Annotated in this window: 14 protein-coding genes and 1 pseudogene; 3 read left to right on the forward strand and 12 right to left on the reverse strand. The window is 42.6% G+C overall.

Features of this window, described 5'->3' with window-relative positions; translation table 11 throughout:
- Positions 1-15: 15 nt before the first annotated feature.
- Positions 16-1,377: pseudogene (locus tag H70737_RS24175) on the reverse strand (SMI1/KNR4 family protein); the annotation flags it as partial.
- A 95-nt stretch (positions 1,378-1,472) separates the two neighbouring features.
- Here H70737_RS24175 and H70737_RS31695 point away from each other — a divergent pair.
- Positions 1,473-1,727 carry a hypothetical protein gene (locus H70737_RS31695; protein WP_442950261.1) on the forward strand — a complete coding sequence of 85 codons (255 nt, stop codon included), beginning with the start codon at positions 1,473-1,475 and terminating at the stop codon, positions 1,725-1,727.
- Here H70737_RS31695 and H70737_RS24180 read toward each other — a convergent pair.
- The 6 genes from H70737_RS24180 to H70737_RS24205 all read right to left on the reverse strand — a co-directional run bounded on the left by H70737_RS24180 (position 1,724) and on the right by H70737_RS24205 (position 7,545).
- Entirely contained in the window at positions 1,724-3,118 is a 1,395-nt protein-coding gene (locus H70737_RS24180; protein WP_042191403.1) for a hypothetical protein, read from the reverse strand. The two genes, H70737_RS31695 and H70737_RS24180, sit on opposite strands and share 4 nt — an antisense overlap.
- Before the next feature lie 155 nt (positions 3,119-3,273).
- Positions 3,274-4,146 (reverse strand): AraC family transcriptional regulator, encoded by an 873-nt coding sequence (locus tag H70737_RS24185; RefSeq protein WP_042191405.1) that lies wholly within the window; start codon positions 4,144-4,146, stop codon positions 3,274-3,276.
- A 188-nt stretch (positions 4,147-4,334) separates the two neighbouring features.
- Positions 4,335-4,715, reverse strand: a complete 381-nt coding sequence (locus tag H70737_RS24190; protein WP_042191407.1) for a FlxA-like family protein — start codon at positions 4,713-4,715, stop codon at positions 4,335-4,337.
- A gap of 203 nt (positions 4,716-4,918) precedes the next feature.
- Positions 4,919-5,629, reverse strand: coding sequence for an ABC transporter permease (locus tag H70737_RS24195; RefSeq protein ID WP_042191408.1), 711 nt, complete (start codon positions 5,627-5,629; stop codon positions 4,919-4,921).
- Entirely contained in the window at positions 5,626-6,471 is an 846-nt protein-coding gene (locus H70737_RS24200) for an ABC transporter ATP-binding protein (RefSeq protein WP_042191410.1), read from the reverse strand. The genes H70737_RS24195 and H70737_RS24200 overlap by 4 nt, the downstream gene beginning before the upstream one ends.
- 138 nt (positions 6,472-6,609) lie before the next feature.
- Entirely contained in the window at positions 6,610-7,545 is a 936-nt protein-coding gene (locus H70737_RS24205) for a LytTR family transcriptional regulator DNA-binding domain-containing protein (protein ID WP_042191412.1), read from the reverse strand.
- A 217-nt stretch (positions 7,546-7,762) separates the two neighbouring features.
- On the opposite strand from H70737_RS24205, the gene H70737_RS24210 reads away from it, so the two are divergent.
- Positions 7,763-8,455, forward strand: coding sequence for a YetF domain-containing protein (locus H70737_RS24210; RefSeq protein ID WP_042191414.1), 693 nt, complete (start codon positions 7,763-7,765; stop codon positions 8,453-8,455).
- A gap of 50 nt (positions 8,456-8,505) precedes the next feature.
- On the opposite strand, the gene H70737_RS24215 is transcribed toward H70737_RS24210, so the two are convergent.
- Positions 8,506-8,898 carry a hypothetical protein gene (locus tag H70737_RS24215; protein ID WP_042130783.1) on the reverse strand — a complete coding sequence of 131 codons (393 nt, stop codon included), beginning with the start codon at positions 8,896-8,898 and terminating at the stop codon, positions 8,506-8,508.
- Between the two features lie 237 nt (positions 8,899-9,135).
- Between H70737_RS24215 and H70737_RS24220 the strand changes: the two genes are divergently transcribed.
- A complete protein-coding gene (locus H70737_RS24220; RefSeq protein WP_042191416.1) occupies positions 9,136-9,858 on the forward strand; it encodes a YheC/YheD family protein in 723 nt (240 codons plus the stop codon).
- A 90-nt stretch (positions 9,859-9,948) separates the two neighbouring features.
- Here H70737_RS24220 and H70737_RS24225 read toward each other — a convergent pair whose 3' ends face one another.
- The 4 genes from H70737_RS24225 to H70737_RS24240 all read right to left on the reverse strand — a co-directional run bounded on the left by H70737_RS24225 (position 9,949) and on the right by H70737_RS24240 (position 12,671).
- A complete protein-coding gene (locus H70737_RS24225; protein ID WP_042191418.1) occupies positions 9,949-10,272 on the reverse strand; it encodes a hypothetical protein in 324 nt (107 codons plus the stop codon).
- A 103-nt stretch (positions 10,273-10,375) separates the two neighbouring features.
- Positions 10,376-11,323 (reverse strand): hypothetical protein, encoded by a 948-nt coding sequence (locus H70737_RS24230; protein ID WP_042191420.1) that lies wholly within the window; start codon positions 11,321-11,323, stop codon positions 10,376-10,378.
- Positions 11,320-11,877, reverse strand: a complete 558-nt coding sequence (locus H70737_RS24235; RefSeq protein ID WP_042191423.1) for an RNA polymerase sigma factor — start codon at positions 11,875-11,877, stop codon at positions 11,320-11,322. Before H70737_RS24235 ends, H70737_RS24230 begins: the two co-directional genes overlap by 4 nt.
- A 149-nt stretch (positions 11,878-12,026) precedes the next feature.
- Positions 12,027-12,671, reverse strand: a complete 645-nt coding sequence (locus H70737_RS24240) for a DEAD/DEAH box helicase family protein (RefSeq protein WP_042191425.1) — start codon at positions 12,669-12,671, stop codon at positions 12,027-12,029.
- Positions 12,672-12,793 lie beyond the last annotated feature (122 nt).

Below are 12,793 nucleotides of genomic sequence, written 5' to 3' on the forward strand. Positions count from 1 at the left end.
TGCGGATTCTGCTTCCAGCCGTGCAATGACCTCAGAGCGGGCTTGATCCGTGAAGCAAAGCACCCCGTTTTTCTGAACAATCAGCCCTTCCCGTATTCGCCCATCCAGCCAGTCGCTGATCCAGCCCGGAGCATACCCGCCTTGACCGAACTCGCCGCCAAAAGCGATCATTTCCTCATATACATCCAGATATTGTTGACGGCTCGTATTTGGATAAGAGCTTGTGTACAGCCAGAACTGCAAATCGTACATCAGAGTAGAAAGCTCATCCGCATGAAAGGAAAAGTGTCCCTTCTCTTCTACGATTCGGGTACAGACTCTACGGATCTTCTGCTCAAGCTGATCTACCTCAGACACATGGCTGCACAGCTTCGCAAGCAAAGGCGAGAATTGACCTACGGCTACTTTGCGCAAATCCTCCTCTTTATCTTCTTCAGAGGTGTCGTAGTCCTCATCACTCACCAGACCGCGTATAAACGTCTCGAAGTCTTGGGCCAAGAACGTAATCTCATAATTATCTTCCTGATCCACATGAATTACCTCAGGTTCGCCGTCCCTCCCGCAGTTCCGGTAATCCAGCATCACGACATCATGGCCTGCCGAAGGGCAGTCACAAATTACTACGCCGATGTCAGGATACCCCCACTCCTCAATCATGAACGGGCTGCCGAGATCGCCACAGAGAGAATAGCTTTTCTCGCGTCCGATGCCCATAATGCCCGTAATCGCAATATGATCCTCAGCCCATGAGGTCGCGTCCTCCGTCGGAAAACAAGTATTATAAGGAACTCCCCCATTGTGCTGCTTCATCAGACTGATATAAGAGGCAGGAAGCTTGTAACCCAGTTCTTCTTCTACAGAAGCAATCAGCTCATCCGTAGGCGGGGCAGAAACATATTCTTTTAGCGCATAATCGCTATCTTTCCAAAATTCGGAGAGGTCCATCCCTTCAAAAGGAGTTGCAGTCGTCCCCGAATCATTATGTTGCTCTCTGATTGCCTGTCTGGCTGCGGCGTGTTGTTCTTTGCGTAGCTTGCGCTGGCTGAATTTCAGAAACATGGCCGTATTCTCATCATTCGGATCGAGGTCATGGGCAATACTCAGCACTCTCACTGCTTCCTCATATCGATTCAAATAGTAGTAGGAATATCCCACACGAAAATGCCACAGATAGTCATTCTGCCCTTGTTCCGCAATCATCGCGAAGTGTTCAAGGGCTTCTTCATAACGTCCCAAATTGTTATACGCTCTTGCCAGACTGCTGACTACCTCGTAATCTCTGTCCGCTGGAGGAATCTCCATCAGAGTGTCTACAATCTTCTGGTGTTCATCATCTTCATGCCACTGTGTCAGCTGCGCGGTTAGTTCTTTGTCCATGGTCTACCTCCCAAACGTATAATCAAGTTACTAGAATATAGAGAAATATGGTTTTCCCTATTCTACCAGATGGGATGTAGATATTAAAAATCGAAATAGGTCAGCTAAACGTAGCCATGACCCCGGCAGGAAACGGTAACTATACCTACCCTGTAAATAACCTGCAACACGGGGATACCATCGAGTACTCCTTTACCTATAATCCGGGGCTAGGGGCCGTCGATTCCCCGACCTTAACGTATATCCATGGGGTAGCCATGCTGGTCTCCTCGGTGGAAGATCAGTTGCCATGCGTGATGCGTGACCTCCTTGACGACAAAGCTCACCTCTTAGAACGTCATCAAGCCTAACTATTTACACCAGCCTCTATCTTCTGATCAATAAATTGCTTGAATCTTGTAAAATACTGCTCTGATGCCTCCCAGCGCCTAAGGTCCAAAAAAGACATGTCCTGCTTGCCATATTGATTGGGCGGCTGATAATGCCGGGAAACATAAGTTCCATGATCCACTGTATAAAAATAATACGCCTCATCTGGAGTCTTGATTTCAATCCGAGCATGCAGGTAGTCTCCGTCCTCGTCCGTATGCGCTTTACGGAAGCTGTAATATTTTGAGCCGTCCCAGAACCCGTCATCCTCCTCTTCTTCCGAATATAATTCCTGAATTACAGCGTGTTGCAAAATGTCTTGCACATATTGGACCTCAATGTTTCGTAAATAAAGCTCAGCCATATTAATACAGGTCAGCAACATAGTCCAGCAATCGCTAATCTCCGCTAGCTGTTCCTGAGACTCTTCTGTAATGTGCTTCCACTCAGACCCCTCATCTATAGTTCTCCTCAACAAACCGATGGAATGATCATGCTCCAGCCAAATATAATAGTGATGCCGGTTATCTTTCATATAAACGCTGAGATCCCGCTCATCCCCGTCTGCATCAATATGCTCCAGCTGAACTTTGAAAAATACGCCTTGCTCCTGAAAATTAAAAGAAGGTTTGTCATCCGTCATTAAAATACACTGAGTCAATTTCAATATATTTTCCTCATTGATCGTGTTATGGGTAAAATATAAATGAACAGGTTTCTTTCTCGTGAGGGGTTCACTTACTTTTTTCAATGCGGAACGCCCTTCTACAATAACATTCACCAGCGTGCAAAAGGAAAATTCCATGTCCTCCTCATCCATATCCAGAAAAACTTCATCAATCAACACCTCATGAATGTCCACCGGAAGCTCCTGAAATACGCCGTCTCCCTCCCATACATTTACTAAGCATGCAATAGATTTCTGCCCGTCTACTTTAATGCTGTACTCGTCATCCTGAACTAAAACCGCAGCGCTAAGATCACCTATAACAATTGTTTCCCCGTGATTGTAGGTGCCGCACAATATTTCCTCAACCATCAGATTGCCCGAAACATAGATTTCCTGACCGCCTACAGCTATATTTTTCGCATTCAAATTACCGGTTACCATAAGCCCTATGGCACCATCTGTTTCTTTATTATAGAGATTGTCTACAGTAAAATTTCCATCGATAAAAATGATGATAACCTCTTTTTGTTGCGGGAAAGCCTGCTCCCAATCCAGATTAAGAGAAGGCAGCGTCAAATCCCCTTCATAATAAGCGGCTAGCTGCTCGTCACTGAAATCCTGGTAAAACTTCGCCCACCAAGATCCTTCCGGAAATTTATCTGCTAGTTGACTAATAGGAATGAATCGGAAAAGATTACTCATACATTATTTCCCTTTCATTTTAAAATTTCCATTATTCTCTCATATGTAAAAATAAGGGTCAATCTCAACTTTACAAACCATCCCCCACAACAAAAAAAAGCCATCCTTCTATGGATGGCCTGACAAATCAGAAGTACAATAGTAATCACCGTTTATTATTTTTTCAAAACCGGTATCCAAATCTCACTTCTGAAGGTGGGTGAAGATATATCCTTACTCTCATTCCATAAAATCTCCGGGCCTCTTGCCAACTCATAATTAGCGGTAGGGAACCATTCAGAATAGATGCGTCCCCAGACATTTTGCAATGTATCAGGAAATGGTCCAACGGCTTCGAATACAGCCCATGTTGCTGCAGGAACATCTAGTTTCGTTAAATTTTCGGGGCATTCCTTGGTTGTAGCAACGCCAACATAATGGTCAAGTTCCCCCTTTTCTTCCATTCTCCCCTCAGAAAAATTCATCGATGCTTGAATCAGTCCCTGAGGTTCGACATTCGAGAGCTTTTTGAGCTGGTCAATGTCATCGCTAGTTAAGCTTTTCCACATAGATGCGATTTCCGGATTTACGCCATTAAATTGGATAGGTACCCTTCTCGTAATCCCTACGATACAGAATGACTCTTTTTCAATGATACGATAGTTCATTGCACTTCCCCCTTGAATCGTTAATTGAAAGGTCAAGCGCGGATAGGCTTTTAATGAGGGGCCATGCAACTTTACCGAAGAGGGCGGAATACCGTGCAAGCCTTGGAAAGCTCTAGAAAATGCGTCTGCTGAGCTATATCCATATTTCACCGCCACATCCATAACTCTTAATTCTCCAGCTTGAAGCTCAAATGCCGCAGATGTCAGGCGTCTCCGACGGATGTATTCTGATAGCGTGATGCCTGCAAGAAATGAGAACATTCTAGAAAAATGATATTCGGAACAACAAGCCAACCTCGCCGCTTCCTTCAGGTCTATATCATCAGCAAGATTCTCTTCAATGTATTGTAGAGCCCCGTTCAGATTTGCAAGCAAATCCATTCGAATGACCTCCCTTCACTAACAATATAGCAAGTGTCGTCGGCATCCATCCGACATCTCATGCACAGTTTTGCTGGGTACCTACGAGAAACTTGCCGCTCCTTATGATACGGTTCACCGCCTATTCAAAAAAGAGGTGCGAAAAGCCGGTTCATCACCGGATGCTTTTCGCACCTTCGCTCTCTTGCCTAAATTAACACGTCGAAGTGGCCCTCCGAGTTCACCGTCGCCGTCCGGGGATCGGTCAGACCAATGCCCTTGAGGCCTCCCTTCCACTCAATCCGCGAGAGGGGGAGGTGATCTTGAAGCGGAGAAGCCGGTACAAAATTTACGGCGGCGCTACTCCCGCTTTTCTGTACGAGTTGGGACTCCAGCAGCCGGATTTGCCGCTGCAGCTGCTCCCGGCGATAAGGAGTCTGCATCTCACTTCCTTGTGCCGCATTCACTTTATCCAGTTCCATCATCAGCCGGTTCCGCTGTTTCTCCAGGGAACTGACATCACTCTGTGTACCGCCGTAGGCCGCAATGGTCTGTACGGAGCTGATGCCTGATACTGTCTGTGCCGCCATGATCTTTCCCTCCGTTTCCATGGCTACCAATCCAAATTCAGCCAAATTTGAAAGTTCTAATCATCTTTATTACCCGGCAGGCCCCGTCATGACAACATCACAGCCTCAATATGAGAATAATCGTCGTATAGTCTCAGTCGGCCGCTTGTTTCGACCCTACCAAAGACCCATCGAAGGCTGGCTAAAGTCCCTTCAGAGCTCCCTTACTCGTCCTTCAACCGCCGCTGATACAAAATGATAGACACTACTGTTAGCACAACCGTCCATGCCAAATTAATGAGGAGAGGTTTCAATACATCGCCCGTCGTATAACCTGTATTGCTTAGACCCAGCAGATGCACAAGCTGACTGCTTGGCATGTAATCCAGCACTTTGAAGACCGGATAATCCTTCGCTAGTACTTCTCCCCACGGTGCCCCCATAAATATGAACGCCACAGGGAGTATAGATAATGAGGCTTCAAGCAACGTCTTGGAGAATAAACCGCAGATCGTCCCGGCTGCAGTGTACAGAATAATCGAAAGAATGATTACTGCCACAAACGCCCATATATTAGCTGGCTCATAGCCAAATAATAATGTAGAAATAGCGAGAACAACAGCAGACATGACAAAGACCAAACTGCTTTTGCCGATTAGTACATCCATGGTCGTAGCCGGTGTCATCATTAATGACCGTAAAGTGTTACGCTCCTTCTCTTCCGCAATCAAGCAGGCTTGTGCGAAACATGTTAGCAATACAAACGAACTATTAAAAAGAAAACCGCTGGCTCCAGGTAAAGACGCACCTGCCCTCTTGAAAATCAGAGCGATAATAATTGGAAAAATCAACATAATGGAGATCGCATAATTGCGAGAAAACTCTTTGTAATCCTTCACAAATATCGCCTGGACACGTTTTAATGAGATACTCATAGTAACTCACTTCCTGTCATTTTAATAAAAATATCACCTAGACTTGGCTCTTTCGTTTCTAACCGGTCAATTAACCCTCGTCTCATCCAATCCGCGATTTGATCAGCCGTTCCCTCATCGATCGGGAGCTCGTAAGCTTCCCCATTGATTAATTCAACAAAAACTACGTTCTCCCGGTGCTGTCGTTTAAGATCCTTCGGTGAACCGATGGTTTGGATTTGCCCCTGATACAGAATCGCTACGCGGTTGCATATCAATTCTGCCTCAGCCATGTCATGCGTAGTTAAAAAAATCGTTGTCCCTTTGTCATTTAAGTAGCGTAAGCCTTTATAAATATGTGCTGAGTTTACCGGATCTAAAGCCGAAGTAGGTTCATCTAGAAATAATAATTCGGGCTCATGGATAATCGCGCAGGCCAACATGACACGCTGACGCATCCCTTTCGATAAGAGATTGACTTTCTTTTTGCGCTCTCCGCTTAAGTTTACAAACTGCAGCACCTTATCGACCGCAGATCTGGGAAGATCATATAACTTACGATACAGCTCCAAATTTTCCTCAATCGATAATCTTTCATATAGACCACTGTTATCCGTCAAAATGCCGAAGCGCATCTTCTGTGCAGACTGCTGCATCATCTCCGCTGGCTGGTTAAATACACTTGCCTGTCCACTTGTCGGATTTAACTGCGCAGTTAAAATCTTGATTAATGTCGTTTTTCCTGAACCGCTCGGCCCGAGGAAACCAAAAATTTCCCCTTTCGGAATTGAAAAAGACACATCTGCCAACGCATCTTTATTTCCAAATCTCTTACGGACACGTTCTACTTGGATAACATCCATTAACACCACTTCCTTAGCGTTGATGCCTTAAGCATATAAAGATTGCATGCTTCCAGCCATCAAAACCCGCCGAAATGTAGCTATTATCGCCTGAATAGTACCACAGAATGCTTGCTTGGTTCGACATTACCCAGGAAATTAAATGTTCAGAAGTGCTTTTAATTCAGACAATTTTGAACGAGATAACGGAACCACAGCATCTTTACCTGTATTTAACCGCAAGCTGTAGCTATTCTTCGTCCATGTAATAATCTCTCTTACTTTTTGCAGATTAACGATGTAGGACCGATGACACCTAAAAAAACCGAAATTTAACAATCTTTGCTCGAGTTCGGTCAACGTCAAAGCACAGTCATAATTTTCCCCATCCACATGAACAAGGATCGAACCCTCTACACTTTCTATAAAATCGATTTCAGGCGGATTAAATAAAATTACTTTGTCATTTCTTTTGGTTGAGATCTTCTGCAAGGTTATATTGGTCTCGTCTTGTTTCTGTAATTCCTGCTTATCCTCTTCGAAGTCCCGAATATCCAATGGATGAAATCCGGACTCGTTCAACCGATAAATGGTATCACAGGAAATAAGGGCATCCTCTAAATTCGAAGTTAAAATCAATATCTGCTTTTCTTGCGAAAGATCATCCAGAATCCGTTTGAATTGACGACGATCCTGCTCTTCCAAGTAAAAATAAGGTTCCTCCAGTACAAGCGTAGGCTGATGCGCAAAAAAAACACGTAGCAAGGTCACATACATCCTTTTCGATGAGCTTAGATCCTTGACCCTCACCTTCCGTTCTTCTTTTAGAACAAAATAATCCATTAACAAAGCGGCACGCTCTTTCCTCTCCGTTACTTGGATAAGAAAAGTAATTAGCTCTTCCACCGTTAAACGCATATACTCGCTTTGCCCAGCCCGAAATAAATAATATTGAGAATGGTCCACTAATTGATTCATTAAAAGCTGCTTTCGCTTCAAGTCCGTTATAATGGCAACCGATTGGTTCAATGTCATATTTAATTCAATCATCGGTAGTAATAATTCCCCGTCATAATACATTGGTTGAAATTGCATTCCGTCCTCCTGATCAGCGACACAACTTGGATATATAAAACAATTATAAAGTCAGGATACTTTTTTGTCAGTTTCTAACTAAAAACATAACGGCATGTCCTATCTAAACGTTCGTCCAGCCGTTCATGTTCATTCGATTCCTTTCACTTAACAAGTATAAGCGAGGAAAATGGGGGTCACTTTAAGACTATCTGTTATGCAAGAAGGGGCTCAGCATATGACATATGGAGAAATTCTATTTCGTACGGCAACGTCTTTCGTTGCTCTACTCGTTTTGACGCGTCTTCTCGGTAAAAAACAAGTCGGACATCTAACGTTTTTCAATTATGTAACAGGGATCACCTTCGGCTCCACCACTGCGGAAATTATCGTCAACAGACAAATCACGCTGCTGCAAGGAATATCTAGCTTGGTCTTATGGTCACTCTTGGCGTTCAGCGTTGCATTGATCGGACTGCGCTCTGTCAAAGCACGTGAGATTCTCGACGGCCAACCTACGATTCTCGTCAAACAAGGCAAGATTCTGGAAGAGGCATTAGCTAAGCAGCACCTCAACATCGACGATTTAAGCATGTTGCTTCGGAATAAGGATGTCTTCTCACCCGAAGACGTCGAATTTGCAATTCTGGAACCTGACGGTAAACTTAGCGTGTTGATAAAAGAAGAACTGCTGCCAGCAACAAAAAAAGATATAAAAGTAAACGTTGCACCTGTTCACAATATCCCAACTGAGCTTATCGTTGATGGTAAAATCGTAGAAAAGAATCTTAATAAAATAGATGTCTCTATTGTCTGGCTCAACCAACAATTAAAGAAAGCTAACATTCATTCTTTAGATCAAGTATTTTACGCAGAGCTCCAATTGGACGGAAGTCTGTATATCGACAAATACCAGGATATAAATCCATAAAAGACCCCCAAAGAGAACAGCCCCCAGACTGTTCTCTTTCGCTGTCTGCCTTAGAAGCAGGTGAACGAGCGAATCCGATTCAAATCAATACCGAAGTACCCCCAGAAGAGACCGAACCATCTGAACCCTGCAACAGAATTACGCCCGACGAATACCGGGAAGAACCAGAATTGCTCGCCGTTGTTCAGCCAAATGTATGTGTTGCGGAACAAACAGCCTCTGATCGCACCGGGGTCGATGGCAAATGCGGTGGCCGACATTTGCGGTACGAATTGCGGTGGAGGTGCCGTCGGCGCTTGAACGCCTCCCGGTGCAGCTCCTGGAGGTCCCGGAGTCCCAGGAAATCCACCTGGTCCACCCGGTCCTCCTGGTCCTCCTGGTCCTCCTGGTCCACCCGGAAACCCTGGGAATTGGCCGCTTCCCGGCGTTGGAAAAAATCCCATATGTGATCACTCCTTTCAATGAGTAGGCACAATCATCATATGCATTCGCGGAAAGAGTGTTTGGGCGAATGCCAATAAATAATCCGCGCCCAGCCGAAGCTGAACAGTAATGAAATTAAGCCGCCTAAAAGCCTTTTTCACCTGCTTCGGCTCATAAATATGGACGAATATCCACTTATACTGATTCCTAATTTGACTTAGAATTACCGTAGAAGATTGAAAAAGGCTGTGATTCTAATGTTAATCAAAAGAGACAAATGGTTGCAATATCGCATCCTTCGCAAGGGTTCCTCTCTCGCCGGACGGCTGCCAGAGACACAGTTGCTTAAGAAGAACGCATTAACGAATATGCTGCTTCACTATCAAAGCGTCGTATTGAAACCTCGCAACGGGAGTTACGGAAGGGATATCCTGTTCATTAAACGAAACGGTGCAAACGCCTATCGTATTCATAACGAAAAGAAAGCTTTCACCATGACAGACAGCGATAAGTTATTTAAATTGTTCCATAAAAAAAACAGAGGTCGTGGATATATTGTCCAAAGGCGTCTGCAGCTTGCCCAAATTCAACACAAGCCATTCGACATTCGGATAATGGTTCAACGACAAAAGAGCTCTTCATCCACTTGGAACGTGACAGGCTCATACGCGAAAGTTGCGGCGCAAGGATATCTAGTCACGAATGTGGCTAGCCGCACCATTCCAGTCCTTGAGGCACTCAAATTAGCCCGAATCGGAGATCGGAGCTTGCTTGTCAAAGCGGAACAGATCGCATTATTGGCAGCCACACAACTGGGTGAGCGTTACCCAAAGCTTAGACAAGTCGGGTTCGATATAGGCATCGACAGGAACTGCCGGATTTGGATCATTGAAGGCAATTATCAACCGGACTTACGCCCATTCCGGCTCTTGAAAGATTCCTCAATGCATCGCAGAATATTATGGTATAAGAAACATTAGAACGAAAAAAAAAGACGACCAGCCTCTTATCTTTGGCCTGTCGTCTTTTCATGTTTGGTGCCTATCCTTGATAATCCCCCGCTTGCAATTTTACTTGCGTCTTTTGTTACTTACAACACGCGTCACTTGGAACTTATTTACCCCTACCTGTATAATGGCAAACTGGCTGTAAGAAGTGCCGGAAGACGTATAAGGTTCCGCTTGAATATTTCCACTCGGCGTTCTAACCGTTGCAGTGATTCTAGTCACCAAACAGACTCCACGGCTAGAAGCTTTCCAAGTCTCATCACGCTGAACACTATAATTGTCATCACTACATAAGATGGATGCATATTCAACTTTTCCAAATGCATTAAACGATGTGGAGTTAAAGATCTGTACGGGGTCATAACCGCCAGCTTTTCTATTTCCCATCCTCAAAACCTCCCTTATTATCGATATTATTCATTAAATGCAATTCCATCGTTTTGGTAAGGTATAAATGTGGACAAGAAATAAAAGTACGTTTATCCGATGGTCACAACCCCTTCTCTTTTACTTCTATTATCTTTTTACTAAACTGATATTTCACTGTAACATTCTCAATAATCTCAGTATTCTGGTAGGCAAGAGAACCTTCAAATACTAATGTATCATTGTCTTTCCACACCAGGTTATCAGCATAGCTATAATTCTCATGATCGTTGCGAATCCATGTATCTAGTTCTTTTTGTGCACCATATTTGACTCTTGCAGATTCTATTAACTCTGGACTTGTCATTCCCTCTTCAATATTGCTAATTTGAACAAAATTACTTTTATTAGAGCATGTTACGATCGCAATTAACTTATGATTTGGAGAAGGGATAATTTTTGTAATATACATAGATGGTGCAGAAAAACTTAAATATTCTTTAAGCACATTGTCTTTTATTCTCCAAATGACATTTTGACTTCCATAATCCGAATAATTATTAAACAACGTAAATATCATACTTCCGTCTGCTAGCTTAACAATATAAGGGCTCCGATAACTTTTCGACAAAATATCTACGGCAAAAGCAGCCGCATCAGCGATTTTTTGATTCTCATTTTTTATAAATGGCTGAAGTTCTTTTAACGCTTTTACTCTCAACGTGGGATCATTAAAGCTTTCTACCAGCCTATTAATAGCAATATATACATATTCATTATTATCACTTTTTAAAGCATGTAGAAATTTTTCCGCATCATATTGAGTAGCAGGCTCTAACTCCATGTCTTCAGCATTTAAATAACGTATGTAAGGCTCTGAATTTTGATTTTTATAATATTCTGTTGCTAATAAAGCTGAAGCGGTTGAACTATATAGGACAAGACAGGCAACCAAAATAACCCACTTTTTAGAAATTCCTTTTTTCCTTTTCTCTGTTCCATTGTGCCCAGCCGCTTCAATTAAGTTTTCATCAATGAGTCCGATCTCCTTAAATAAATCTTCTTTTTTCATAGGTTAACCCCCTCTTTGTCTAGATGAACTCGAAGTTTATTTCTTGTCCTAAATAATATGGATTTCACTTTACTACTACTCATATTAAATCTCATAGAAAGCTCATCTATTGAATAGGAATACCAGTACCTTCCAATAAATATGTTTCTCGCTTGCTCATCTATGCCACATAAAAATTGATTTATTAAGTTTGCGATCTCACCTTCTTCATACTCTGTTTCTACAGTATCAGGCGAAGCTAGACATTCTTCTAGTTCCGTTAAAATGACTTCAAACTCACGATTACGCTTTTTCGCTGTATTATAACCATACTTATCAAGCGCAATATTACGGGTGATCCTCCCTAAAAATACCGAAAAATTCCTAGGCAGATTGGGCGGTATCGCATTCCATGCCGCTAAGTATGTATCGTTCTCACACTCTTCAACATCCGAGAAATTTGAAATAATGTTTCTTGCAATGACTCTGCAGTAAGCCCCATATTTATTTTTAGTCTCTAAAATGGCTTGCTGTGAACGCTGTAAGTATAGGTGGATTATTCCTTGGTCTTCCATTCGTTTTCTCCTTTTAAACACTCTTATCTATATAGTAGAGAATTCTTAGGATGGGTTGCACTTATATTAAAATTTACACCCATATATAAAGACAACCCCCTCCTAAACAAGGAAGGGGTCTTTGTAATAGATCTGCCTTTTGGTCATCTCTACAATCCAAAATGTTCTCTAACTAACCTAAATTGTTCTTCCACGCTCATACTTGGTATTCTTTCAACGGTTTTGATCCCCATTTTATTACAAGCAGTCTTAATCTCATTAGAGAACTTAACCATAGATTTGTTACCGTGTTTAATCGTTTCTTCTGGATTTATCGTGTAGGCGTTAATACAATCTAAAATCATCTTATGATCTTCTCTAAAGTAATATAATCTCTCTATCTCTTCATCGGACGTATAAAAACAAATCATTCTCTCTTCTGGAATAAACGGTAGTATACGTTCAGGCATTATTCCTAAATCTATTATAATTGGTTTATCATTAGGCATTGTTAACAAATCAATGATAAAGAAGTCCATCATCTCTTCGACGATTTGAAATAGCCATTGGCAGTGCTCATCTACAGGTTTATTGAACCACTTATTCCAATCCAAATCAGAATTAGGAAATTGAAGGGCAGGGTATTCAACAGGACTAGTGAATGGTCTGTATTTTAAGACATCATCCCTCAATGTTTGAAAGCCTAGCTCCTCTACAAATTCCTTGGTCATGGTAGTCTTCCCAGCACAAGGCCCCCCATTAAGCCAGTAAACATGTTTTAATTGTTCCTTCAAATAATTATTATTAATCTTCATCCGGTACACCCCATATGATTTGTGTAATATCTTACTTTAACACGTTGGTTTCAGGGAGGTGACGGATTCTTATCTTCCTATAACAGTGAAAACACATAGAAATTCTCCTTTCTTGACACAAG

It is taken from the genome of Paenibacillus sp. FSL H7-0737 (assembly GCF_000758545.1).
Lineage (GTDB): Bacteria > Bacillota > Bacilli > Paenibacillales > Paenibacillaceae > Paenibacillus_AQ.

Coding starts and splice junctions, on each gene's coding strand:
- H70737_RS24180 (WP_042191403.1), bottom strand. CDS start 3,118: ATGAGTAATCTTTTCCGATTCATTCCTATTAGTCAACTAGCAGATAAA.
- H70737_RS24185 (WP_042191405.1), bottom strand. CDS start 4,146: ATGGATTTGCTTGCAAATCTGAACGGGGCTCTACAATACATTGAAGAG.
- H70737_RS24190 (WP_042191407.1), bottom strand. CDS start 4,715: ATGGCGGCACAGACAGTATCAGGCATCAGCTCCGTACAGACCATTGCG.
- H70737_RS24195 (WP_042191408.1), bottom strand. CDS start 5,629: ATGAGTATCTCATTAAAACGTGTCCAGGCGATATTTGTGAAGGATTAC.
- H70737_RS24200 (WP_042191410.1), bottom strand. CDS start 6,471: ATGGATGTTATCCAAGTAGAACGTGTCCGTAAGAGATTTGGAAATAAA.
- H70737_RS24205 (WP_042191412.1), bottom strand. CDS start 7,545: ATGCAATTTCAACCAATGTATTATGACGGGGAATTATTACTACCGATG.
- H70737_RS24210 (WP_042191414.1), top strand. CDS start 7,763: ATGACATATGGAGAAATTCTATTTCGTACGGCAACGTCTTTCGTTGCT.
- H70737_RS24215 (WP_042130783.1), bottom strand. CDS start 8,898: ATGGGATTTTTTCCAACGCCGGGAAGCGGCCAATTCCCAGGGTTTCCG.
- H70737_RS24220 (WP_042191416.1), top strand. CDS start 9,136: ATGTTAATCAAAAGAGACAAATGGTTGCAATATCGCATCCTTCGCAAG.
- H70737_RS24225 (WP_042191418.1), bottom strand. CDS start 10,272: ATGGGAAATAGAAAAGCTGGCGGTTATGACCCCGTACAGATCTTTAAC.
- H70737_RS24230 (WP_042191420.1), bottom strand. CDS start 11,323: ATGAAAAAAGAAGATTTATTTAAGGAGATCGGACTCATTGATGAAAAC.
- H70737_RS24235 (WP_042191423.1), bottom strand. CDS start 11,877: ATGGAAGACCAAGGAATAATCCACCTATACTTACAGCGTTCACAGCAA.
- H70737_RS24240 (WP_042191425.1), bottom strand. CDS start 12,671: ATGAAGATTAATAATAATTATTTGAAGGAACAATTAAAACATGTTTAC.